Source organism: Neobacillus drentensis (assembly GCF_036965245.1).
Classification (GTDB): Bacteria; Bacillota; Bacilli; order Bacillales; family Cytobacillaceae; genus Neobacillus; species Neobacillus drentensis_G.
The window spans coordinates 14,234-38,915 of record NZ_JBALPG010000016.1; the positions used below are offsets into that span (position 1 = coordinate 14,234).

The window sequence follows — 24,682 nt, forward strand, 5'->3', positions numbered from 1 at the left end:
AAATAAAAAAACTGAAAGCATAGCTATCAGTTTTTTTCTATAAAACCAAAATGAAATTTAGCTGTTTTTCGGCGATTGACTTGAAAACAAAATTTTTCGAATCGCTGGCTTTTATAATGATCTTTCATGATTACCCGAAATTTCGCCACCCTCATCGCTTCTTTTATTGTTTCCTCTGTTAAATCGTCATGAATGGCAAATTGGCCTAACCCCTTTATTCCGTTTGATTCAAGGACAGTTTCTTCAAACATCGGATCAAAATAAATGCAGTCTACAGTTTCATCCGGTTGACTTTTCAAGAAATCAAGGGCCGTGGTATGAATAACTGTAATTCTTTTCATTGCCTCATTCATACTAGGAAGTCCTGAATCCCATGCTTTAAGACCTTCCTGTACGACATATGCGAGGTATTTTTGTCCCTCGATTCCGGTTACTTGGCCTTCCTTACCAACAAGGTAGGTTGCGACAATCGCATCAGAAGCGAGGCCTAGGGTGCAATCAAGGAAAGTCATTCCGCTGGACAGCTGGGCTGCATCTACAAAAGGGTCGTGTTCCCTGTTTAATAGTCTTTTAATACGAAACATCGCTGAGTTGGGGTGAAAAAAGAATGGCAGTGGACTGCCTTTTTCAAAGAGCTCCAATCGTTCTTTTCCTACCACAAGACAGTCACTGTTTGTTTTTTCTTGCAGCTGATTAATTGATTTCTTTTTCCGGGGCAGATATGGTACCTCTAAATTTGCTGCTATTTCAACGGCCTTATTGATCATTTGTTGATTTGTTCGGCCGGCAGTTGTAACAAACATGCTATCATCCCATTATCTTTTTTAAAATAGAAAAGGACGTCTGATGACATCCTATTAGCAATGAGCTGCAATTGCTCCCATTAAATTTTGCATAACCGTTTCCATTGACATTCCTTCAATATCGTGGCGGGGAATGAAGTGGACGACTTTTTTATCCTTTAACAGTGCCATCGATGGTGACGATGGTTCAATACCTTCGAAATACTCGCGCATTTTGGCGGTCGCATCTTTATCCTGACCGGCAAAAACTGTTACTAGCTGGTTCGGCTTTTTCTCACTATTTAATACGGCTTGTGTGGCAGCAGGACGTGCAAGCCCGGCGGCACAGCCGCATACGGAATTCACAACGACAAGTGCAGTCCCGTTTGTCTGCTCCATAAAATTCTCAACGTCTTCTGCAGTTGTCAGCTCTACGAAGCCTGATCTTGTTAGCTCCTCGCGCATCGGTAACACCATTTGTTTCATATATTCTTCATAAGCATTTGACATCTTTAATCACTCCATTTCACAACTTTAGAATACTATACGTTTTTAATTTTACAAAATTACTGGTCTGACTTCCTAGCTTCGGTCATTTGCTTCCAAACAGAACCCTTGGCTTCCTCGCCACCTTCAATTCTTTCAATCGCCATTTTGATTTGCATGGACACTTCAAATTCAGGATCGTTTTCAGCTGCTTTTAAAGCAGGAAGTGCCTTTTCATCTCCCACTTCGTATAAAAACATCGCAGCCCGCCAGCGCACTAATTTACTTGAATCCTGTAATGCTTTTGCCATTTCATCAGCTGCTTCCGGAAAGCCTAAATCGGATAAGCAATCGCCTGCGGTTCTCCTGACAGTCACAGTTTTATCCTTTAGTGCCCGATATAAAAACGGCAGTACTTCCATCTCTGTTATCATTCCGAGATAGACAGTCGCCAATCTGCGAATGGAAGGCTTTTCATCTGATAAAGCTTTTTCAAGGACAGGTAAATCCTCTAGTTCCGGATCATCCATTTGCTCGAGAAGCTGGTAGCGTACCTGCCAATCTGAATTATGCAGGTCATCAATTGTAACTTTCTTACGTGTGCGTATCGGTTTTTGAGCGAAAGTAGACTCACTGGTTTGTGCTTTTGTGACTAGTTCTTCAAGGCGATCTTTTGGATAAGCGGCGATTAATTCCTCGACAACTTCCTGGCCAATTTGATCAAAATCACCATAACGGACACCTTTATTCTGCCATTTTCGCAAAAGAATATAATTGTCCTCAGGAAGCTGCGCCCGCTCTCTTGCCTTTAAAAAGTAATCCGGCATGCCAAACCTGCTTTCAGTCGAACTGTCTGTCAGCTTCACTTGGAGTGGAATCTCCCTAAACATTTGGATTTCAACCTTTATTTCACCAAAATGTTCATCCGCCTTATCAGATTGGGTGGCACTGTCAGCTTTTTCTCCAAAAGCCTGGCGGACTTGAGGTAATAATTCCTTCCAATCATATTTCGCGTTCCGTTCCACTGCGAGAAAATCCGCTACGTGGTACACGCCTTTAATCCCTTCAATTTGTAAAATTGACTGAATAATCGGAGGTGCATCAATGGCTGTTTCTTTTTTATAATTATGGCTTTTCCCCATTGGAAGCTCTTGATCTAAATTGATTTTCATAGTATTCGGACTTGGCGTTGGTTCTATATCCTTAATTTTCAACACAATCACCTTATTCTTATGTTTTCTTTTACAAGTTTATCATATAGGTAATGGTTTATTCATTGGATATGCTTTAAGAAAAAGGAGCAAGTTGATTATTCGTTTTCAGCTAGCTCTGCCAGATATGACCAACGCTCGATTAATTGCTCAAGCTTTTCATTTAATGCTGCTTCCTGTTTCATTAAATCCTGTGCCTTTGTAAAATCACTGCCCACTTTCGCCATTTCAGCAGCAACCTCTTCAAGACCAGCCTCAGTCTTGGCAATGACTTCGTCAATTTCGCTCCACTCTTTTTTCTCCATATAGGTCATCTTTTTCTTCTTTTCTTTTTCTAGAGCCTTAAATGGCTGGGACGAATTTGCGGCTGTCTTTTGAGCTTCAAGGACCATTTCTTTTTCAAGATACTCGCTGTAATTCCCATAGAAAGAGTCAATTACCCCTTCCCCTCGTAAAACTAATAGCTGCTCAGTTACTTTATCGAGAAAATATCGGTCATGGGAAACCGTAATAACAACACCAGGGAATTCTTCAAGATAATCCTCTAATACCGTTAATGTTTGAGTGTCAAGATCATTTGTCGGCTCATCAAGTAAGAGGACATTGGGCCCGGTCATCAAAAGCTTTAAAAGGTAGAGACGGCGCTTTTCTCCCCCAGATAGCTTACGAATGGGTGTCCCGTGCGTAAAGCTCGAAAATAGAAAACGTTCTAGCATTTGCGCCGCAGAAATTGTTTTCCCATCCGATGTTTCTACTATCTCAGCAGTCTCCTTAATGTATTCAATCATCCTCTTGTTTTCATCCATGTCTTCGCTTTCTTGGGTGTAATAAGCAATCTTTACTGTTTGGCCTAAGATGAACTCACCTTCATCAAGCGGAATTATCTTTGCTAAAATATTTAATAATGTCGATTTGCCCGCACCATTCCTCCCGATGATTCCAATTCGATCCCCAGGTTTGACGAGTAAATCAAAGCGGTTTAGAATCACTTTTTCAACATATCGCTTAGAAGCATTCTTTAGTTCAAAAACCTGTTTCCCAAGCCTGCTGCCGTTTAATGAAATATCCAATTTTTCGTTGGATGGCTTCCCGCCAGAAAGCTTATCATCAAGCTCTTCAAAGCGTTGAATCCTAGCCTTTTGCTTGGTAGTTCTTGCCTTGGCGCCGCGCCGCATCCATTCCAGCTCTCTTCGGAAAAGATTTTTTCTTTTTTCAAATGTAGCCGCCTCATTTTCCTCTCGAATCGCTTTTGCCTCTAAAAAGGCTGCATAATTTCCTTTGTAGCTGTAAAGATTGCCGCCGTCTAATTCAAACATGCGGTTTGCTACACGATCTAAAAAATAACGGTCATGTGTGACAAGCAAGATAGAGCCACTGTATCTGCTTAAGTAATCTTCCAGCCACTTTACTGAATCAAAATCAAGATGGTTGGTTGGCTCATCTAAGATCAGTAAATCAGGCTCAGCAATTAGTACCTGTGCTAATGCTACCCGCTTTTTTTGTCCCCCTGATAATTCACCAATTTTTTTGGTAAAATCCTCTATGCCTAATTTCATCAAAATCGACTTGGCATTTGTGCTCGCATCCCATGCATTCAAAGCATCCATTTGTTTCTGTAATTGAAAAAGCTCCTCCTGGACTTTCGCCGCATTAGGATTAGCATTAAGCTGCAATAGAGTTTTTTCGTATTCGCGCATCAGCTTCAAAATTGGCGCTTCGCCATGAAAAACTTGTTCCAGAACCGTTTTCAGAGAATCCAGCTCAGGCTGCTGATCCAAAAAAGCGATTGAATAGTCTTTACCTGTGATGATTTTTCCTTCGTCAGGTGCATCCATCCCAGCGATAATTTTCAATAAAGACGATTTGCCAGTTCCATTTATCCCAATTAAGCCAACACGCTCTTTTTCACTAATGGTAAAAGAAATTTCGTTAAAAAGCTGTTTCTCACCATATGTTTTCGAAACACTTTCCACTGTGAGCATTTTCATGAGTCTTGTCCATCCCATTCTTTATAAAATTGTTCTAAAAATACGACCATCATCTGCTGGCGGCTCTCCGCCATTTTTATCGCTGCACTTGTATTTAATAAATCTCTTAATTTCAACAGCTTTTCATAGAAATGATGGATACTTGTTGATTTCCCTTTACGATATTCTTCTACGCTCATTTCATCCCTGACTTTGATTGATGGGTCGTAGATAGGCTGCCCTTTTTTGCAGCCATATGCAAACGCTCTAGCTATTCCAATCGCGCCAATAGCATCTAAACGGTCTGCATCTTGGACAATTTTTGCCTCAATCGTTGCGAGCTCCGTATATTTTCCGCCTTTATATGAAATTGTTTCAATGATTTGAGTTATATGGTTTCTCGTATCATCAGGAAGAACGATTGTTTTGAAAAAGGAATCTAATTTTTCCTTGCCCTTTTCGGCACTTTCATTTAATTTTTCATCTGGTATGTCATGGAGGAGCGCCGCCATTTCAATGACAAACGGGTCGCCTGACATTTCTTCTTTGCAGATATGTAAGGCATTACTCCGGACACGGTCGACATGGAACCAATCATGTCCTGTTGCATCGTCACCTAATTCGTTACGGACAAACTTTTCTGTGTATTCTATGAATTGATTTTTCAATATTACACACCTACTTTCATCCTAGCTATTTTATCATAAAGTGAAACTTCATTCAGTGGGGATTTTTTCATCCCCTCTATATGTAAAATAACCAAACAGGCTTTTAAGTACAGTTGATCCCATACCTACCCTTTTTAGTCCAATCAAAATCTTATTGAATGAGGCTCTAACTGCCCGTTTATGCGAGGTAAAATAAAAAATCCGCGGAATTATTATCAAAATCCACGGAATTTTTATTCGTGTATTATTTCAGTCCATTAAACCAGCTAACTCCTAGTGTCTTTTCTCCTGCATGAACACCGATTACAGCTCCTAGTGGACAGCTTACAATCTTCACTTGCGGGAATAGTTCATTCAGCTGAATTCGCCAATTATCAGCTTGTTCTTCATGTAAACCATAGAGAATATATACTTCTTTAAATTGGTATTTTTCATAGGCTAATCGAAAGTAATCAAGAATTTTTTCTTTAGCCTTTTTCTCTCCTCTTACCTTCTCCTTCACTTCTAGAGCTCCCTTTACAATAGAAATAATCGGTTTCACATTTAACATACTGCCGAGAAAAAATTGCAAGCCGGACATTCTGCCACCTCGATGAAGCTGCTCTAGGCTTCCAACCAGAACGTATGTCTCATTCGTATCCCTTATTTGTTCCAGCTCTTTTATTACCGATTCAAGGCTGTATTCTGCTGCTAATAATTCCATACCCTTTTTTAGTAATGCAGACATTGGATAGGTAAGGATTTGTGAATCAAAGGTTGTTACTGGAATATCGACTAGCTTTGCCGCCTGTTCACTTGAGGATACCGTACCACTTAGTTTTCCTGAAATGAGAACAGTTACAATTTGGTCGTAATCTTTCGCAAGTTGCTCATATAAAGATTGAAATGCACCAACAGATGGCTGTGAAGTCATTGGAGGATTCTTTAACTGTTTTAATCTCTCAAACAATTGTTGAGGGGTTAAGTCAATCCCATCGGAATATTCCATACCATCTAGTAAAACTGTTAATGGAATCGTATATAAATCTGGATGATTTTGCAGTTCAATATCTAGATAGGCTGTACTATCGGTAACCCATGCCGTTTTTACCACTGTCATCTCCCCTTATTTTTAGTACGAGGTCATAATATCTAGTTAGTATAATCGTACCTTTAAATTTGAATATTGTAAATATTTTTACCCATAAATAAAACCAGCTAAATTTTATAGCTGGTTTCATATTAAATGCCTATATTTTTTCACTCAACTGCTTGAGGGTTGTCATCATAAACTCCGTCATTTCTACCAAATCTTCCAGTTGATCTTCTGTTATCAAGCGATCAAATTTTACCTTTAGGACTGTGGAAATTTTATTTTGCAAATCTAAAGGATGATTGACAACAGAAACCGTAATGACTCTAGTTGGTCCCCAAATATCCAAAAGGATATTTTTTGCCATTTGATAATCTATTTTCCTCTCATGTTGAAGGAAAAAGGAAAGTTTTACATAGCATCCTGCTAAATGTTCTGCCTGAAAACTTGGTAATAGCTCTGCTGCTAAATTATCAAGCCTTGATTCCATTTTTATTTGTGCTTCTACGGAACTATTGGGTAATCGAAAAATCACCTCAAACAGACGGGACATTTTAGCCATGTTTAGAAAATCATTTCGATCTGTGATGACAATTTCGCCACTAATGTCCTTATCATATAGGGCACCTTCAATAACCACTTTCATATTATCGAAGGCTGTTGGATCAAACATACATCACTACTCCTCTAGAAAAGTCCAAGCGCCTTTCCATTTTCATCCACATCCATATTTAAAGCGGCAGGTTTTTTAGGCAGGCCAGGCATGGTCATTACTTCGCCTGTTAACGCTACAATAAATCCGGCACCGATGGATGGTTTAAATTCTCTAATGGTAACGGTGAAATCCGTTGGTCTACCTAGCTTGGTCGGGTCATCGGACAAGGAATATTGTGATTTCGCCATACAGACAGCTAAATTAGACCAGCCGAACTTTTCAAAATCAATTAATTGTTTTTTTGCTTTTGATGAAAACTCAACATCCTTCCCACCATAAACTTTTTGGACAATGGTTTGAATCTTCTGCTCAATCGAATCGGATAGGTCGTATAACGGATGGAAATTATTTTCTTCTTTTTCGATGACTGTTAATAGCTTTTCAGCAAGCTCAATGCCGCCAAGGCCGCCCTTTTCCCAAACTTCCGTTAAGGCAACAGGAACATTCTCTCTATCACACCACTCTAATAATGTTTGAACCTCAAGATCCGTGTCGGTGATAAATTTATTAATAGCAACAACAACTGGTAAACCAAAGCTTTTGATTGTTTCAATATGCTTTTGGAGATTAGCAAATCCAAGTGTAAGTGATGGTATATTCTCTTTGGCTAATTCTGTTTTTGCTACCCCGCCATGCATTTTCAAAGCACGAATAGTGGCAACTACAACAACCGCTTCCGGTTTAATACCCGCACTTCTTGATTTAATATGTAAAAACTTCTCTGCCCCTAGGTCAGCTCCAAAGCCGCCTTCGGTGATGACATAGTCTGCTAATTTAGCTGCTGCCGTCGTGGCAATGACACTGTTGCATCCATGTGCAATATTAGCAAACGGCCCACCGTGAATAAGAGCCGGGGTATGTTCAATCGTTTGGACAAGGTTTGGTTTTACAGCCTCTTTTAACAATAGTGTTAATGCGCCTTCAACCCCTAAATCCCCTACTGTTACAGGTTCCTTATTTACATTATAGGCAATGACCATTCGCGATAGTCGTAATTTTAAATCCTTTAAATCGGTTGCCAAACATAAGACTGCCATTATTTCCGATGCTACCGTAATATCGAAGCCATCTTCCCTTGGTACACCTTGAAGCGGGCCGCCAAGACCAATAATCACCTTTCTTAATGCACGATCATTTAAATCAACAGCCCGTTTCCATACGATGCGGCGCTGGTCAATATTCAGTTCATTTCCTTGCTGAAGATGGTTATCGATTAATGCTGCGAGGGCATTGTTTGCAGTAGTAATCGCATGAAGGTCTCCAGTGAAATGCAAGTTAATGTCTTCCATAGGCAGCACTTGCGAATAGCCGCCGCCAGTCGCCCCACCTTTTATTCCCATAGTCGGGCCTAGTGAAGGCTCACGCATCGCAATCATTACTTTTTTACCAATGCGATTAAAGGCATCCCCAAGGCCAACGGTAACTGTTGATTTTCCTTCACCCGCAGGTGTAGGATTAATCGAGGTAACGAGAATAATTTTTCCACTTTCTTGTGTCTTTAATTTGATTAGCGCATCATTGGAGATTTTCGCTTTGTATTTCCCAAAAAGTTCAAGATCGTCCTCTTTTAAACCAATTTTTTTAGCAATTTCCACAATGGGTTTCATTGTTGATCCTTGTGCAATTTCAATGTCTGACTTTATTGATGTTTTCATAGCCACATAAATCCCCCGCATTCCGCATGTAAAATTTATACTACCACATTATTGTATCAAATAAGCGTTTTCATTCCGACTATTAATTTTGAACAAATTATTATCTTTTCTGAATTTATAATAATGTTTATAATGTAAATATCGAATTTTTATAATATTCATTGACTTTTAACCGTTTGCCATTGTATTAATGGATTTAGTATTCAGAAATCTGCTTTTAGCAGCTAAAAAAGGGGATGGTCACATGCCAATTAACATTCCAAAGCTTTTACCTGCCAGGGAGGTTCTTGAGCAGGAAAATATTTTCATTATGGACAATGAACGAGCAACCAGCCAGGATATCAGGCCTTTAAACATACTAATATTGAATTTAATGCCTGAAAAAGAAAAAGCGGAAACACAGCTTTTAAGATTGTTGGGAAACACACCCTTACAGGTAAATGTAAATTTTTTAAAAACCAACTCCTATGTATCTACCCATACTAGCAAACAGCATTTGGAGCAGTTTTACACCACTTTCCCGCAAATAAAAAATCAGAAATTTGACGGAATGATCATTACCGGTGCCCCAGTTGAACTATTGGAATTCGATCAAGTAAAATACTGGTCTGAATTAACCGAAATTATGGACTGGGCCAGTCAAAATGTAACTTCAACATTACATATTTGTTGGGGAGCACAAGCCGCACTTTACTATCATTATGGTATTGGTAAATTTGAGTTACAGCGAAAATGTTCTGGGATTTATGCTCACCATATTTTCGAGCAAAATGATATATTGCTACGGGGGTTTGATGATCTTTTTTATGCTCCCCATTCCCGCTACACTGATGTATCGATTGAGGCTATTTTAAAAAAGCCGGATTTAAAATTGCTGGCTGCGTCAGAAGATGCCGGAGCATTATTAATTGCTTCCAGAGATCGAAAGCATGTCATGATCACAGGACATTTGGAATATGAATCTGATTCACTTGCTCAGGAATACGAAAGAGATTTGAATAAAGGACTTAAAATCCATATGCCTGAAAATTATTTTCCAAACAATGACCCAACCCAGCCGCCAATCAATCGCTGGCGTTCACATGGACACCTATTCTTTTCAAATTGGCTCAATTATTATGTATATCAAGAAACGCCTTTTACATGGGGTTAATAATAAGCATCGGATAAACTCCGGTGCTTATTTTTTTATTTTTTATAAAATCTGATAATCCCTTTTTGGTTAATATTCGTACAATATAGAAATAATACAGGAAAAGGGGGAATTTAGTTGGAAACAATCGCTGCAGTACATCGCAATCATTTTGGAGAAATTATCAGTTTTGTTACTTCTGAGGGGCGGATTATTTCTTACCGTAAAGCTTTAAGGGAGGTTGAAAATGGCCTTATCCATGGTGTGCTTGCCACCCCGGATACAGACGGAAAAATGTCCTTAATTCCAGCGGCCGACCAATCTTTTGATCATTTCCCAAATTTATTTTAAAAGCACCTAGCAATTGCCGCTAGGTGCTTTCTTTTTATCATTCGTGTTCATTTTGATTTTGAATTTCTCTTAACAGTTCAACCCTTTTCTCGTCCTCATCAAAGAACTGAACGAGGTCACCTATTCGATCAATCGAATCCCAACTTAAATGATGTTCAATCCCCTCAACATCATTATAAATATTTTCTTCTTTAACACCGATTATTTTTAAAAACTGTTCTAACAACTCATGTCTAAAGACAAGGCGTTTGCCAATCTTTTTACCCTTAGATGTCAGCACAAGTCCTCTATATTTTTCATAGACCAAATATTCATCTTTATCCAGCTTTTGCACCATTTTCGTTACTGAGGAGGGATGGACTGACAACGCTTCGGCAATATCTGAGACCCGAGCGTATCCTTTTTCTTCAATTAAAATATAGATTTGTTCAATATAATCTTCCATACTAGGTGTTGGCATCCCGAAACCTCCAAAAAATTACTCACATAAAAGTTTACTATAGAAAAAAAAGAGTGACAAGGTTCTTTATCACATTTATGGTAACAGCAAAGAGTTATTTTACTGCTGGTTCTTCAAATAAAAATCTTACTCTTTTTTCCTTCTCATCAAAGAAAAGCCTTGCACTAAAGGTTTTGTCCTTGTTTGTAAATCCCTCAATCAATTCTGTTTTACCTTCTGAAAGAAGTAATTTCACGTTTTTCTGGGTAATATTTTTCCCAAGGATTTTTTTGGAAATGGTAAAATCGCATTGATTATTTTTATAATTACTGCAGCCATAAAAGCTGCCTTTATCAATTATAGCCCCTTCACATTTTTTACAAAACCCTAGTTTTATAACCGTTTTTCTCCTTGTCTTTTGTTTTCCGGGAGTAAAGTTTTGGGTAACTTCCTCAGAAAATGTCCAGTTCCGCGATTGATCGATACTAGAAGAGATTAAATGTAATACCATCTTTTTTGTTTGTTCCATAAAATGCATTGGTACAGCTGAACCCTCGGAAATTTCCTTCAGTTTTTGTTCCCATTTTGCGGTCATTTCCGGTGAAGCGAGGATTTCTTGTCCTATCGCTTCAATTAATATTTTTGCTTTTGAGGTAGCATAAACTAAATTCTTTTTCACTTCAATGTATAATCGATCCTTGAGCATTGTGATAATACCTGCTCTAGTGGCTTCCGTTCCAAGACCCTCTGTTCTTGTTAAAACTTTCTCAAGCTTTTTATCATCTATATGCTTACCTGCCGTTTTCATTAAGGTGATCAGCTGTCCTTCGGTATAGCGCTTTGGCGGCTGTGTCTGGCTTTCTTTTACGTTTACTTTAACAGTCTTTCCCTGCTCCCCCTTTGTCAATGCAGGAAGCTCAGGCTCATCCTCACGTTCCTTTTGGTTTAGGACTTTTCTCCATCCCTCTTCGAGTTGTACCTTTCCCTTCGAGATAAAGGCTGCCCGGCCATCTACTAATGTAGTAACGTTCGTATATTCGGCTACGGCCTTATTATAATGGGCTGCAATTAAACTAGTAACAATTAAATCATAGATTTGTCGTTCGTCAGGACTAATCCTTTCCACATTCGGGATTTGTTCAGTAGGAATAATAGCATAGTGATCAGTAACCTTCTTTTCATTAACATATCGTTTATTATCCGCTATTGAGGCAATTGGTAATGGGAAAAAGCTTGAATAGTCTTTTATATGACTTAATTTATTTAGAATTTCAGGGAAAATATTAGCCTCTTCTTTCGTTACGTATCGCGAATCGGAGCGGGGATAGGATACAAACCCTTTTTGATAGAGTTTTTGCAGGACATCCAGCGTCATTTTTGGCGGAAATTTATAACGTTTATTTGCCTCCGCTTGTAACGCTGATAAATTATATAGTAACGGCGGTAAAAATTCTTTTCTTTCGGATATTACTTCTGCCACTTCAGCCGGCTTTTCTCGACAAAATGCCGCAACTTTTTCTGCCATTTCCTTTGTCTTAACTCGGGTTTCCCCATTATTCTGCCACTTACCACTGTATTTCTTACCATTGATGGCAAAATGGGCAATTACCTCCCAAAATGGCTCGGCCTTAAAATTCTCGATTTCTAGTTCTCGTTTAACAATGAGTGCTAACGTTGGTGTCTGTACGCGTCCAACTGAAAAAACATCTGAAAACCCTTTTTTTTGCAGCAGCAAACTATAAAGCCTTGAACCATTCATTCCCACAACCCAATCGGCACAGGCACGGGTATAGGCCTCAAGGTACAAGCTCTTGGTTTCTTTTTCATCTAACAATTTATTAAATCCTTCACGAATCGCATTGGGCGTTAACGATGAGATCCAAAGTCGCTTCATTGGTATTTTACAGCTTGTTAACCTTAAAATATTGCGGATAATTAATTCTCCTTCTCGCCCCGCATCACCTGCATGGATAACTTCCGTAACCGCTGGGTTTGAAACAAGTTTCTTAATGACAGCAAATTGTTTTACTTTATCTTTCGTTACTTCGTATTTGAAATGTTCAGGTATAATGGGCAGATTGTCTAACGACCATTTTTTCCAGACTGACTCATACTTTTCCGGCGCAACGAGCTGACATAAATGGCCGATCGCCCATGTAACATAGGCCCCTTTTGTAAAGGTATCATTCGGAAAAATTTCGATAAAACCATTTTGTTTTTTATGTTTAAAAATAGAAGCTAATGTTGAACCTTGGTCGGGTTTTTCAGCAATAATTAATTTCATCTTATTTTGCTCCTTTGTAAAGCATCCCGGATTCATTTTCCCATTTTAAACCACATTCGTAAAGCCTCTAAATAGGTTGCTATAATTAGCTACCTTTTGAAAACGGCCGATCTAGTGCATAAAGATGGCGATACCTTGCCTCATTTTCCAGTAAATGTTGATGTGTTCCTTCCATAACAATTTTCCCATGGTCTAGAAAAAGGATCCGATCCATTTTTTCAACACCGATTAAATGATGTGTCACCCATATGATGGTTTTACCCTTAAGGGTTTCAAAGATGGTCGCCAGCAGCTTTGCTTCTGTAATTGGGTCTAGACCAACTGTAGGTTCATCTAATAAGACAATCGGAGTGTTTTGCAAAAGTATTCTAGCCAAGGCAATTCTATGCCGCTCTCCCCCGGAAAAACGCTGGCCAGTTTCCTGCATATTCGTTTCATATCCATTAGGCAATTTCTTAACCATCTCTTCCAATTGTACCATCCGTGCAGCATTAAACACTTCTTCATCAGTTGCTTCCGGATTGCCAAGGCGGATATTATTGAGGATAGATGTATTAAATAAGTATGCCTTTTGATTTAGAACGGCAATTATTTTTGACATTGAAGGTTCTAAGTGATGTGCTAATTGGCCATTGATTTCCACTTCGCCACTTGCTGGGACGAGCGCTCCATAAACGAGCTTTAGCAATGTTGACTTTCCTGAACCACTGCGGCCGATAATAGCTAGTTTCTCTCCTTGCTTGACATTTAAATTAAAATTGTCAAACAATCTCTTTTCTGAATATCTAAACGTTACATTATTTAATTCAAGCGAAATCGGCGATCTGGATGGTTGTATTTCCTTTAGCTTATCTTGTTGCGGTTCGGATGACTGAATGGAATCAAGGCGTTTAAATGAATCTTGATAAATGGTTGTATCACTGACTGCCCCTGCAATTGGTAAAAAGGATTCCAGTAACGATAACATCACGAGTCCGAAAGCGGCAATGAATGTTGGGGGGATTTCACCGTTTATCGTAAAATCATTTGCCCAGTAAATAACATAGACTACAATGACACCAAGTATTGTTTGATTTATAATATCTCGCCAATTAATAAAGGAAACCTTCTTTTTTTCCAGTTCTAACAGCTTCCGCTCCTGTTGTTCATAGCGCCCGATAAATCTACGATAATGACCGCTAAAGATCCAGTCACTTATTCCAAAAACGGCTTCAGTCATCTGTTGGTATAATCTATTTCTTCCTCTTTTTAATTGTTCGTTTTTCACCTTTACAAAAACAAGAGAAAAACTTGGCCCTACAAAAACTAACAAACTGATGAAAACGGCTAAAATTATCGCAAATGGAATCGAGAAAAGACCTGCACAAATAATAATCACGGTGTACATCATTAATGAAATAATCGCAGGAAACATGGTTTTTAAATAAAAATCCTGTAAATGTTCAATATCATCCGCAAGGACACCAAGCATATCACCTGTGCGAAACCGCGAACTGATGAATAATGCTTGTGGTTCAAGCATTTTATATAAGTTTACTCGCATCTTTGAAAGAATCTTTAAAATTAAATTATGTCCTGTTAATCTCTCGACATAGCTAAGGACTGCACGGCCAATACCAAATGTGCGAACACCAACAATTGGTACATAGACCATTAATATTGATTCTGGACGCGTCGCTGCTTTTGAAATAAGATAGCCAGATGTAAACATTAATGCTGCACCAAAAAGAATTGCAAGGGAACCTATAAGAATCGAAAAAATAAACAGTCTACGATATTGACGCAAATAAGGAAAAATCCATTTTAGCATGTTTATATGTTCCCCTCCATTGATTGGTACACGAGCTTATAGTATGTCCCTTTACTGGTAATTAATTGTTCATGCGTACCCACTTCAACTAGCCGACCTTGGTCAAGGACAAGAATTTGATCCATATCGAGCATCCAGTGTAAGCGATGTGTTGAAAAAAATACAAGTTTTTCATCAAACATCCTTAACATCGTTTCTTTTAATTCAGCTTCTGTTTCAATATCTAAATGGGCCGTTGGCTCATCCAGCATGATGACGGGACGATTCCCTAAAAATGCACGTGCAAGTGCGATTCGTTGTTCCTGCCCGCCGCTAAGCGTCCGTCCGCCATCACCAATGATGGTCTCAAGTCCTTCGGACAATTCGTGAATCACTTCCAATAAACCTGCTTTCTTGGCAGCAAACGCCACCTCCTCCTCAGTTGCCTCGGGATGATAAAAGCGAATATTGTTTAGAACTGTATCGTTAAACAAAAACGGGTGCTGAGGAATATAGGTTATTTGATTCTGCCAGTCTTCAGCAGAAAAGGAAGTTAGGGCTTTACCATTCAGCTGAAACTCTCCTGACGACGGTGTTAAAAACCCACTTAATATATCTATTAATGTTGATTTACCAGAACCACTTGCCCCGATAATACCAATCTTTTTTGCTCCTGTTACTGATAGATTTATATCTGCTAATGCCGCTTGACTATTATCCTCAAACTGTACATTCAAGCCTTTGATTGATAAGGTACTTGTTGATTTACACATTGGAACGTTGGCTAGTAATGGGACTTGTGATTCGATAGAAATAATTTCCATCATCTTATTACCCGCATTTTTACCATCAAGACTGGCATGATAATCAGCGCCTAACTCTCTAATAGGTAAAAAGTATTCCGGGGCTAAAATAAGAATAGTTAATGCCGGTTTCAGGTCGATTGTCCCATTAATTAACCCCAAGCCTAGAAAAACGGCAACTGTTGCAATTGAGAGCATCGTAAAAAAGTCCAAAGCAAAGGATGATAAAAATGCAACTTTCAATGTTGCCATCACAGCCCGTCTGTACTTTTCACTAACAAGGTTAATTTTGTTGATATGCTGCTTGCTTAATCCTAAGTATTTAAGTGTCTCTAATCCTCTTAATGAGTCTACAAAATGATTGGATAATAATTGATAGGATTTATATTGGTGGTCAGCTTTACTTTTTGCCGCCAATCCCAGCAGGATCATAAAGACGATAAGGATTGGCAGAGTGAGCATTAGGATGACTGCAGAACGGGTATTTACATAAAAGATAACAATTAAAATTGACGAAGGAATGAATGCCATGTTGATCATTTTTATAAAAATAAGCTCTAGATAACGGCGAAATTTTAACACGCCATCCATCACCAGGGTGACAGTTTGTCCAGAACCCTCTTTTCTTACAAACCTGGGGCCAAGCTGAAATAATTTTTGCAGCAGTTTTTCACGAAGATTTTCGCTAGTCAAGGCAGCAAACTTGAATGAAATGTTTTTTTTCAAGACCACGATCAACTGGCGGCCAATAAGGGCAAAAAGAAAAACGGCTAATTTTTTGTATACAGCACGAAACAAATCTCCCCCAAAAAGAGAGGAGATTGCATCTGCCAAGGCATAAGCCTGTATGATAATTAACGCACCTTGAAAAAGGGTCAAGATTGCAAGTTTTACTAATAGTAGTTTTACTCCTTTATAGGAGAACAAGGTTTTATCCATCAGTACGTTAAATGCTCCTTATCCGTCACCCGTTTCCGAAATACATAGTAACTCCAAATCGTATACCCTAATACAAACGGTAAAATGGTTATCGCTACAATAGTCATGATTTTCAAGGAGTATGCCCCGCTTGAAGCATTGTACACTGTTAAATCGAACGCCTTATTAATAGAGCTGATCATCACCCTTGGGAATAAGCCGACGAAAATAGCTGAAATCGTTGCCGCTAACCCTAATCCAGACATTGTAAAGGCTAAACCTTCCCTTTTTTTAGTGATAAAATACCAGGTCAGTCCGTATGAAAGGACAATTAATACCACAAGTGACAGCTCAGGAATTAGGCGGACCTCAAAAATATCTGTCATCTTCCAGGATAAAGCAACAAAAATGACTAAGGATCCCAAAACGGCTAATACTACTTTTTGTGCTAAAAGGGCCGAGCGTTTCCTAATATCGCCCTCAGTTTTTAATGTCAAAAAATTAAGGCCATGTAAAAAACATAGTAATGTGACGGTTACTCCTCCCCAAAGAGAATAAACGTTAATAAAATCTGTAAAACTAGCCCTCATGTTCATATCATCCTGGATTGGCATTCCCCTAAGCATGCTTGTAAATAGAACTCCGAGAAGGAACGGAGGCACGAGGCTGCCAAAGAAAATGACCCAATCCCAACAATTTGTCCATTTGAGATTGTCAACTTTACGGCGGAATTCAAATGAAACCCCGCGCCCGATTAAGCAAAGGAGTACAGCTAATAATGGTAAATAGTATCCGCTAAACATGGTAGCATACCAATGTGGAAATGCCGCAAAAATAGCACCCCCGCCCGTTAACAGCCAAACCTCATTAGCATCCCAAAACGGGCCGATTGTATTTACCATCACTGTTCGTTCAGTCTGATTACGGGCAAGAAACCGTGTAGACATGCCCACACCAAAATCAAAACCCTCAAGGAAAAAAAAGCCAATAAATACGACGGCGATTAAGACAAACCATAATTCACTTAATTCCATCTCAAGCACCTACCTTACTAAAAGGATCTGTTGATACCTTTGCATTAACATGTTCGTGAATTTCAGGACCCTTTTTAATTTCGCGGACAATTAAATAGATCATTACCCCTGCTAAAATAGTAAATATTAACATATACATAATGATCGAGAAAAGAATGGTTCCCGGCGAGACATTCGGTGAAATTGAGTCAGCGGTAGTCATCAAGCCGAATACGGTCCATGGCTGCCTTCCCACCTCGGTCATAATCCAGCCAAAAGTATTAGCCAAAAATGGAAATGAAATCGCCGGTAAAAGCAGCTTTAAGAAAAGACGACTGCGTTCTAGGGAATTTTTTTTCCATAGGTAAACACCAGCTAGTGATAATAAAATCATTCCCATTCCAAAGCCAATCATCAATCTAAAACTCCAATAGGTTGTCTTCACGGGAGGGATATAGTTTGTACCTTCACCGACAACTGAATCATATTTGTCGGAATACTCTTTTTGTAATGTTTCCATTCCTTTTAAGCTGCCTTCAAATTTTGAATAGGCTAAAAAGCTCATTGCATATGGAATGTTTATTTCAAAAGTGTTCTCTCTTTTCTCTGTATCAATCAACGCAAAAGCCGACCATGGGGCAGGATCTGCAGTATCTTTCCATATCCCTTCAGCCGCCGCCATTTTCATTGGCTGGGTTTTGACAAGATACTGCGCCTGGGTATGTCCGCTTAAAGCTGTACCAAAACTGCCGATTAACCCAATGCAAATGGCGACTTTCATTGACTTTTTATAAAATTCAACATGTTTCTTTTTTAATAAGTTAAATGCACTTACACCGGCAACAAAAAATGCACTTGTGCACAATGCACCGGTCAACACATGCGGAAATTCTACCCATAATTGACCGTTCGTGATCAGGGCAAGGAAATCATTCATTTCTGCCCGTCCATTGTTCATTTCAAATCCTACTGGTACTTGCATAAATGAGTTGGCTGAAAGAATCCAAAAACCGGATAACATTGTTCCTATAGACACGAGCCAAATACATGCCAAATGAACTTTTTTCGATAAACGCTCCCAGCCAAAAATCCACAGCCCAATAAACGTGGACTCCATAAAAAAAGCAAGCAGAGCTTCTATAGCAAGCGGTGCTCCAAAGACATCTCCAACGAATCTTGAATAATCTGACCAGTTCATCCCAAATTGAAACTCTTGAATGATCCCTGTTACAACACCTACTGCGAAGTTAATTAGAAACAAATGCCCCCAAAACTTCGCCATTTTCTTGTAAAGCTCTTGTTTTTTTACTACGTACAACGTTTCCATCAATGCCACCATAAACACAAGGCCTATTGAAAGCGGCACGAAGAAGAAATGGAAAATCGTCGTCACAGCAAATTGGATTCTTGCCAGCATAACCGGATCCATTTAATTCACTCCTCTGCTATTTTTGCTTCTAATTTGTTCAAACTTTCACATTATGTAATTATAAAACGCAATTGAAAATAAATAATAATTACTTTATTAGAATTTTTATCAAACTGAACCTCTCCTATATAATATCAAACTTACCGATGTCACCAACGTGGATATATGTCAATAGTGTGACAAATATCTCTCAGAGGATTTATCTACCATTTATCTAGAATAAAAAAAGGGGAGCCATATTGAATTCGGCCGCCCCTAAAAAAGACATCTATGCTTATATTCATTTATGATTACTTTTAATTGTTGATTCCTGAATATACCAATTCTCCTTGGGAACGATATTGGATACTGTTAATATTAAGGATGGTATTCTTTCTACATCGAAGACAATAGCACCAATTTTCTTTGCAAACATAATAAAAGCATCACCATGAGAAAAATTGGTTAAATCATCACCAATATGAAGCAGTGACAATAGGATTGCCTGCTTTTCATCTGCTTCAATGAAAACTTGTGGTGAAAATCTTAAAATCCAATCCTCCCCTTCCAGTGAAAATCGGAACATCGCTTCCCCACCTCTAACATGTAAATTTATTAATTTAACATATGAGGAAGAGCCATAATTATGTTAATTAGGGATTTAAATTCAGACTTTTTTATTAATTTATCGAAACTTGCATGTTTTCGGCAAAAAACCGCTTACCTTTCCTTGACTGTCCATTTTCATTATTGTATATTTAAAGCATCATGTAATCAAATAATAATATTAGCTGATTTGCTGCATGATAATATTTATCTTTGGCACCATTGGCGGTGTCTTGAAAGGCTTAGGAGGAAGAAGTACATGCAAAACGGTAAAGTAAAATGGTTTAACAACGAAAAAGGTTTTGGTTTTATCGAAGTTGAAGGCGGCGACGATGTATTCGTACATTTCAGTGCGATTCAAGGCGAAGGCTTCAAAGCATTAGAAGAAGGTCAAGAAGTTTCTTTCGAAATCGTTGAAGGAAACCGTGGACCACAAGCTGCTAACGTAGTAAAACTATAATCCTTAAATAAAAATAACCAATCAAAGGCTGACGTTTTCGTCAGCCTTTTTATTTTCCAATAGTATACCTTTTTACTTGAGTTTTTCCCCATACTCCTGCAGCCTTTCCCCAATGGTACATTCGGAAATACAGAATCGGTGTGCCCTTCTCCGCCCGCCTTCTCTTTTTAACTGCTGATGTAAAAAACAGCCTTCACAATATTGATTCATCAAGCTTTCTACTCGATTAAAAAGTTCTTTTCTGGCTGAAGGCTTCATTAGTAGTACACACCCTCTTCTTAAAGAATTAATGTTTTTGCGAAGATTTCTTTCCCTTCTAATGCTTGTGTAGCTAATTTATCTGCTTCCTTATTATCCTTTCTTGGAATGACTGTAAATTTAGGCTGAAGTCCGAGTTCTTTCATTTTTTCCTCAATCCGATTAAGCCACCGGTTAAGTGTTTCCTCATAACATGGCCATTCCCCTTCGAGCTGCTTTAATACACCCTGGGAATCCCCCTTAAATTCACAGGAAAGATGATGTACTCCTAAATCTTCTAATATATATAGTGCATAATGAAAAGCTGCATATTCTGCTTCATTGTTGGTTTCTATTTCTTCAAAACATTCATTGGCACGGATGCGGTATTTCTTTTTTCCTTGTTTAAAAAAAATAACTGCTCCAAGCCCTGCTTGATTAGTCTCTTTATTGAAGCCCCCGTCAAAATAAACAGTAATTTCATGGGGGTCATCTACGATTTCGGTTATCAGCTTTTTCACTTCTTTTAATATCCAAGATGTCCCTTTTTCATCATAAAAATACAAATCCACTACCTTTCCAGTTCCCTCTAACTCTTCACCCATTTGAACGGCTAATTCCCCTGATAACCATTCAGATGAACATTGGACTTTTTCATTCTTTTTTACTTTATAGTACCATTCAAGCCTAAATTTCATTGTTTTCAGCCTCTCAAGAAATGATTTTCACGTTCTTATCAACTAGCTTATTCATTTAGCTGATAAATATATATATTTATATCATATCCATTTGAACATTAGAAAATATTTTCCCGAACTACTGTGTTAAAATATGTTAAACTTTCATTATGACTAAACTGGAGGTATCAGCATTGATTGAAGTGTATATTGATGGAGCAAGTGCTGGTAATCCCGGGCAGAGCGGTGCAGGGGTTTTTATTAAAGCAAACGGCACAACAGAAAAATATTCGATACCGCTTGGCATTATGTCCAACCACGAAGCCGAATTTCATGCTTTTATTAGAGCGCTAAACATATGCATAACAAATGGATTCTCAAATTCGGTCGTATCATTTCGCACGGATTCCGAATTAGTTAATATGTCTGTCGAAAAAGAGTTTGTCAAAAATAAATTGTATGCTCCTTTACTTGAAGAAGCATTACATTTAACAAAAAAGATCGATTTATTTTTTATGAAATGGATCCCTAGTGCTGAAAACAAAGTTGCTGATGAACTGGCACGACTGGCGATACAAAAAAATTCAAAAGTGGAGCCTAATAAACATCATGAAAAAACCCATATTTGCTGATTTAAGCTTACTTCTTGTTACTTTAATCTGGGGCACAACCTTTCTGTTAGTTAAAAATGCGATTGATTTCCTGCCGCCATTAGCCTTTAACGGAATCCGTTTCTTCATTGCGGCGCTTTTACTCATTCTTTGCCTTCTGGTGTTTGGAAAAAAACAGCTTAAACAATTGAATATTAAATTAATTGCATCAGGTATGTTCATTGGGTTTTGGCTTTTTCTTGGCTATGTGACTCAAACCATCGGCCTTTTATATACAACTACTTCAAAGGCTGGATTTATCACAGGTCTAAGTGTAGTTTTAGTGCCCTTATTCTCCATGTTTTTACTTAAACAGTTTCCGAGTATGAATGGGATTTTTGGTGTTTTAACTGCAACGATAGGTTTATTTTTACTTACCATGACTGATGTATCATCATTAAATATCGGTGATGGATATGTGTTTATTTGTGCGATTTGTTTTGCTATGCACATTATTTTTACAGGCAAATTTAGTAGTAAATACCCGACACTTTTATTAACAGTTATTCAAATTACAACCGTTGTCCTACTATCGATGGGTTCCTCTTTTATTTTTGAAGATTGGAAAAAGTCACTAAGAATGGACATTCTATTTTCACAAGATGTCATCATTGGGATAGTTATTACTAGTGTGTTTGCAACCGCCATCGCCTTTTTTATTCAAACGAATTTTCAAAAATATACCTTGGCAACAAGGGTGGCGTTAATTTTTGCCATGGAGCCTGTTTTCGCGGCAATTGCCGGTTATTTTTGGGCTAATGAACGTTTATCTTTAAGTGCCCTTTTGGGTTGCGGCCTTATTTTTTTGGGAATGATTTTCGCTGAACTGCCAGCAAATAAAATACCTTTGCTTAGAAAAAATAAAGGCATCGAAAGTTAACTAAAAAACTCCCTACTATGGGAGTTTTATTTTATATTCCAAGCAATTCTTGTTCCTTAACAAAATTTATCGCTTCTTTTCTGGTATTGATCTTGTTCGAGATTAACGTTTCCAGCAATGACATATAAAAACTGCCATCGAATCTCCTCTGTGCTTTTAACGTCAGCTCGATAGCTGTATTAATCATTTCATCTGAAGCATTTGTATAGTGTTTTCCAAAGAAAATAAAGCCAATTGCATCTTCCTGAAATTGAAAGCCCTTTCCTTTCAAGTAGTGCAAATACTCTTCAACTGTTCGCACTGATAAACCAGCCCTCTCCCTCAAGCTTTAAAATATCCCTTTAAAATCTTAACCTAAAATTCGATGCTTTTCTATTCTTTTTTGTACATAAATGCCCAATTACTCCGACTGCTGTACCTAGTACTGCCCCGCCAACTTATTGTTCGAATGCCGGAGTTTTATTATTCGTAATGGAAAGACTAACGATTATGGGAGGTGAAGCATTAATGAGCAAAAAAGGGAATAACCGCGGTATGAAAGCACATGGAGTAAATCCACAAGGATATGGACAGGATACAGAATTTGCTGCAGAACCAAAAAGCAAACTAGAAAATGCAGCAAAGAAGAAAAACACAAAGTAACTATTTTTTCAAAAAGGTTGTCCCAAATCGAGACAACCTTTCACATTAGGAAATAATAGCTTCATCAAACGGAAGCAGCCGCTGTACTCCTCGAAGCTCAATTTCCAACAATTTATTTAATGCTTTTTCTTTTTCAATTCTAAGTCCTGCCTCTTCCAAGGCACAGCTAACTGGAACATCACATTTTATTTCAGCGAGCATTCTCGAAAGGTGGAGCATGTCTAAATCCTGCTCAATTTTTGTCTTATTGGATTTTGATAACCGATCTAAGTTAGAAATAATACCTTCAATATGTTCAAATTCCTGTAAAAGCTTTAATGCAGTCTTTTCGCCGATTCCTCTCACTCCTGGATAATTATCACTTGGGTCACCCATCAATGCTTTTAAGTCAATCATCTGCCTTGGGGTAATCCCTTTCTCTTCAAAGAAAGTTTGTGGAGTGTGAACAAGGTAATTCCCATAGCCTTTTTTCAATAAAATGACTGAGATTCTTTCGTCAAGAAGCTGAAGAATATCTTGGTCACCAGTTAAGATGGATACATGAGTATGATTCTTCATTTGATTGGCAATTGTTCCAATGCAATCATCCGCTTCATAGCCTTCTAGCCCAATATTTGGAATATCAAAAGAAGCGACTACTTCTTTTACTAAGTTAAATTGCGGGATCAGTTCGACCGGAGCCTCGCCTCGATTTCCTTTATAGTCTGCAAATAACTCTGTTCGAAAGGTTTTACTCCCCATATCCCAACAAACAGCCAGGTGTGTAGGTTTAAAGGAAGATACCGCTGTAAATAAATGTTTTACGAACCCATGGATTCCATTCGTCGGAATGCCTTTAGAATTTATCATATATTGTCCTGTCACAGCAGTAGCATAAAATGCACGGAATAACAGGGCCATTCCATCAACAAGCAAAAGTGAAGGCTTTTGATTTACCATTTCCTCAGTCCCCTCATTAAAAAACAACACGAGTTCCATTATAACATAAGATGGCCTCGAAAATTATTCGATTTTATTTTCCTTATAGGTGATCCAGTCGCTAAAGCTTCCAACATATAGCTTTACCTTTTCAAAACCTGCTTCTTTTAAAGCAAGGAAATTTGGTACAGCGGTTATCCCTGAACCGCAGTAAACAATGATTTGACCGTCAGGATCAATATCTGAAAACCTTAGTTTTTGTTCACCCGCTGGTAAATATTGATTTCCTCTTAATCCCTTCATCCATGGCTTATTTATCGCACCAGGGATATGGCCGGCTTTTTTATCAATTGGTTCTTCCAAACCAAGATAACGCTTTTCTTCGCGGGAATCGATTAGGATTTTGTTATGTTTTTCAACTGCTTCTTTAACTTCTTCAACGGATGCTAACAATTCAGATTTCAGATTGACACGAAAATCCGCTTTCTCGAAGGAAGGAATATCCTCCGTTACAGGATTATTTACTTCCAACCAACCTTTATATCCTCCGTCAAGCACGTACACCTCTTCATGGCCGAGGTATTGAAGGAGCCACCAAAATCGTGCGGCGTAAGACCCTTCACCATTATCGTAAGCAATGACCGTTGTATCAGAACTAATACCTGCCGCCTCTAATTTCATTACCAATTCAGCAACATTCGGCAATGGGTGCCGTCCCCCGTGCTCCCCAACTGGAGCTGACAAATCTTTTTCTAAATCAAAGAAAACTGCATAAGGAATATGATTGCTTAAATAGTCCCGTTTCCCTTTTTCGGGTTCTGCTAATGAAAATCGGCAATCGACAATTCTTACATTATTTTTATTTATATTTTTCAATAACCATTCCTTGTCTTTAACATATTTCATTCAAAAGGGCCCC

26 protein-coding genes are annotated in these 24,682 nt (G+C 38.4%); 6 read left to right on the plus strand and 20 right to left on the minus strand.

The annotated features are described in order from the left end of the window. Positions 1 to 26 precede the first annotated feature (26 nt). From V7150_RS03960 to V7150_RS03995, 8 genes are all read right to left on the minus strand, one after another. Positions 27 to 803, minus strand: a complete 777-nt coding sequence (locus V7150_RS03960; RefSeq protein WP_335513813.1) for a class I SAM-dependent methyltransferase — start codon at positions 801 to 803, stop codon at positions 27 to 29. A 54-nt stretch (positions 804 to 857) separates the two neighbouring features. Next, positions 858 to 1,292: a BrxA/BrxB family bacilliredoxin gene (locus V7150_RS03965; RefSeq protein WP_335513815.1), complete on the minus strand. Its 435-nt coding sequence runs from the start codon at positions 1,290 to 1,292 to the stop codon at positions 858 to 860. Between the two features lie 56 nt (positions 1,293 to 1,348). Next, on the minus strand, positions 1,349 to 2,482 hold the full coding sequence (locus V7150_RS03970) for a conserved virulence factor C family protein (protein WP_335513882.1): 1,134 nt from the start codon (positions 2,480 to 2,482) through the stop codon (positions 1,349 to 1,351). 95 nt (positions 2,483 to 2,577) lie between these two features. Continuing rightward, positions 2,578 to 4,467 carry an ABC-F family ATP-binding cassette domain-containing protein gene (locus V7150_RS03975; protein WP_335513817.1) on the minus strand — a complete coding sequence of 630 codons (1,890 nt, stop codon included), beginning with the start codon at positions 4,465 to 4,467 and terminating at the stop codon, positions 2,578 to 2,580. Beyond that, on the minus strand, positions 4,464 to 5,114 hold the full coding sequence (locus tag V7150_RS03980) for an HD domain-containing protein (protein WP_420490249.1): 651 nt from the start codon (positions 5,112 to 5,114) through the stop codon (positions 4,464 to 4,466). The genes V7150_RS03975 and V7150_RS03980 overlap by 4 nt, the downstream gene beginning before the upstream one ends. Positions 5,115 to 5,358: 244 nt before the next feature. Continuing rightward, complete coding sequence (locus tag V7150_RS03985) at positions 5,359 to 6,207, minus strand: DegV family protein (protein WP_335513819.1); 849 nt, start codon at positions 6,205 to 6,207, stop codon at positions 5,359 to 5,361. 136 nt (positions 6,208 to 6,343) lie between these two features. Next, positions 6,344 to 6,859, minus strand: coding sequence for a hypothetical protein (locus V7150_RS03990; protein WP_335513821.1), 516 nt, complete (start codon positions 6,857 to 6,859; stop codon positions 6,344 to 6,346). A 14-nt stretch (positions 6,860 to 6,873) separates the two neighbouring features. Beyond that, positions 6,874 to 8,556 carry a formate--tetrahydrofolate ligase gene (locus tag V7150_RS03995; protein ID WP_420490250.1) on the minus strand — a complete coding sequence of 561 codons (1,683 nt, stop codon included), beginning with the start codon at positions 8,554 to 8,556 and terminating at the stop codon, positions 6,874 to 6,876. Positions 8,557 to 8,800: 244 nt separating this feature from the next. Between V7150_RS03995 and metA the strand changes: the two genes are divergently transcribed. Further along, complete coding sequence (metA, locus tag V7150_RS04000; RefSeq protein WP_335513825.1) at positions 8,801 to 9,709, plus strand: homoserine O-acetyltransferase MetA; 909 nt, start codon at positions 8,801 to 8,803, stop codon at positions 9,707 to 9,709. Between the two features lie 117 nt (positions 9,710 to 9,826). Continuing rightward, positions 9,827 to 10,039 carry a DUF3892 domain-containing protein gene (locus tag V7150_RS04005; protein WP_335513827.1) on the plus strand — a complete coding sequence of 71 codons (213 nt, stop codon included), beginning with the start codon at positions 9,827 to 9,829 and terminating at the stop codon, positions 10,037 to 10,039. 37 nt (positions 10,040 to 10,076) lie between these two features. On the opposite strand, the gene mntR is transcribed toward V7150_RS04005, so the two are convergent. From mntR to V7150_RS04040, 7 genes are all read right to left on the minus strand, one after another. Next, entirely contained in the window at positions 10,077 to 10,499 is a 423-nt protein-coding gene (mntR, locus tag V7150_RS04010) for a transcriptional regulator MntR (protein ID WP_283919153.1), read from the minus strand. 94 nt (positions 10,500 to 10,593) lie between these two features. Beyond that, complete coding sequence (locus V7150_RS04015) at positions 10,594 to 12,762, minus strand: DNA topoisomerase III (RefSeq protein ID WP_335513829.1); 2,169 nt, start codon at positions 12,760 to 12,762, stop codon at positions 10,594 to 10,596. Between the two features lie 85 nt (positions 12,763 to 12,847). Further along, positions 12,848 to 14,578, minus strand: coding sequence for a thiol reductant ABC exporter subunit CydC (cydC, locus tag V7150_RS04020; RefSeq protein ID WP_420490251.1), 1,731 nt, complete (start codon positions 14,576 to 14,578; stop codon positions 12,848 to 12,850). Beyond that, a complete protein-coding gene (gene cydD / locus V7150_RS04025) occupies positions 14,575 to 16,293 on the minus strand; it encodes a thiol reductant ABC exporter subunit CydD (RefSeq protein WP_335513832.1) in 1,719 nt (572 codons plus the stop codon). Before cydD ends, cydC begins: the two co-directional genes overlap by 4 nt. Continuing rightward, positions 16,293 to 17,306: a cytochrome d ubiquinol oxidase subunit II gene (gene cydB / locus V7150_RS04030; protein WP_335513834.1), complete on the minus strand. Its 1,014-nt coding sequence runs from the start codon at positions 17,304 to 17,306 to the stop codon at positions 16,293 to 16,295. The genes cydD and cydB overlap by 1 nt, the downstream gene beginning before the upstream one ends. A 1-nt stretch (position 17,307) precedes the next feature. Continuing rightward, the gene (locus V7150_RS04035) at positions 17,308 to 18,714 is read right to left on the minus strand and encodes a cytochrome ubiquinol oxidase subunit I (protein ID WP_335513836.1); all 1,407 of its coding nucleotides are present in this window, start codon (positions 18,712 to 18,714) and stop codon (positions 17,308 to 17,310) included. 280 nt (positions 18,715 to 18,994) lie between these two features. Beyond that, positions 18,995 to 19,279 carry a hypothetical protein gene (locus tag V7150_RS04040; protein WP_335513838.1) on the minus strand — a complete coding sequence of 95 codons (285 nt, stop codon included), beginning with the start codon at positions 19,277 to 19,279 and terminating at the stop codon, positions 18,995 to 18,997. 279 nt (positions 19,280 to 19,558) lie between these two features. Between V7150_RS04040 and cspD the strand changes: the two genes are divergently transcribed. Beyond that, the gene (cspD, locus tag V7150_RS04045; protein ID WP_071355562.1) at positions 19,559 to 19,759 is read left to right on the plus strand and encodes a cold-shock protein CspD; all 201 of its coding nucleotides are present in this window, start codon (positions 19,559 to 19,561) and stop codon (positions 19,757 to 19,759) included. A 72-nt stretch (positions 19,760 to 19,831) separates the two neighbouring features. Here the strand turns inward: cspD and V7150_RS04050 are convergent, their stop codons facing one another. Further along, positions 19,832 to 20,017 carry a zinc-finger domain-containing protein gene (locus V7150_RS04050; protein WP_335513842.1) on the minus strand — a complete coding sequence of 62 codons (186 nt, stop codon included), beginning with the start codon at positions 20,015 to 20,017 and terminating at the stop codon, positions 19,832 to 19,834. Between the two features lie 20 nt (positions 20,018 to 20,037). Further along, positions 20,038 to 20,694, minus strand: coding sequence for a reverse transcriptase-like protein (locus tag V7150_RS04055; protein WP_335513844.1), 657 nt, complete (start codon positions 20,692 to 20,694; stop codon positions 20,038 to 20,040). Positions 20,695 to 20,867: 173 nt separating this feature from the next. Between V7150_RS04055 and V7150_RS04060 the strand changes: the two genes are divergently transcribed. Both V7150_RS04060 and V7150_RS04065 read left to right on the plus strand, forming a co-directional pair. Beyond that, positions 20,868 to 21,305 (plus strand): reverse transcriptase-like protein, encoded by a 438-nt coding sequence (locus V7150_RS04060; RefSeq protein ID WP_335513846.1) that lies wholly within the window; start codon positions 20,868 to 20,870, stop codon positions 21,303 to 21,305. Next, positions 21,283 to 22,203 carry a DMT family transporter gene (locus V7150_RS04065; protein WP_335513848.1) on the plus strand — a complete coding sequence of 307 codons (921 nt, stop codon included), beginning with the start codon at positions 21,283 to 21,285 and terminating at the stop codon, positions 22,201 to 22,203. Before V7150_RS04060 ends, V7150_RS04065 begins: the two co-directional genes overlap by 23 nt. A gap of 31 nt (positions 22,204 to 22,234) precedes the next feature. Here V7150_RS04065 and V7150_RS04070 read toward each other — a convergent pair whose 3' ends face one another. Next, positions 22,235 to 22,504, minus strand: coding sequence for a DUF6123 family protein (locus V7150_RS04070; RefSeq protein ID WP_283919164.1), 270 nt, complete (start codon positions 22,502 to 22,504; stop codon positions 22,235 to 22,237). 206 nt (positions 22,505 to 22,710) lie between these two features. Between V7150_RS04070 and sspL the strand changes: the two genes are divergently transcribed. Then, positions 22,711 to 22,845, plus strand: a complete 135-nt coding sequence (sspL, locus tag V7150_RS04075) for a small, acid-soluble spore protein L (RefSeq protein WP_283919165.1) — start codon at positions 22,711 to 22,713, stop codon at positions 22,843 to 22,845. Between the two features lie 45 nt (positions 22,846 to 22,890). Here sspL and V7150_RS04080 read toward each other — a convergent pair whose 3' ends face one another. Further along, on the minus strand, positions 22,891 to 23,784 hold the full coding sequence (locus V7150_RS04080) for a 5'-3' exonuclease (RefSeq protein WP_335513851.1): 894 nt from the start codon (positions 23,782 to 23,784) through the stop codon (positions 22,891 to 22,893). Positions 23,785 to 23,847: 63 nt separating this feature from the next. Further along, positions 23,848 to 24,669 (minus strand): sulfurtransferase, encoded by an 822-nt coding sequence (locus V7150_RS04085; RefSeq protein WP_335513853.1) that lies wholly within the window; start codon positions 24,667 to 24,669, stop codon positions 23,848 to 23,850. Positions 24,670 to 24,682: the final 13 nt, after the last annotated feature.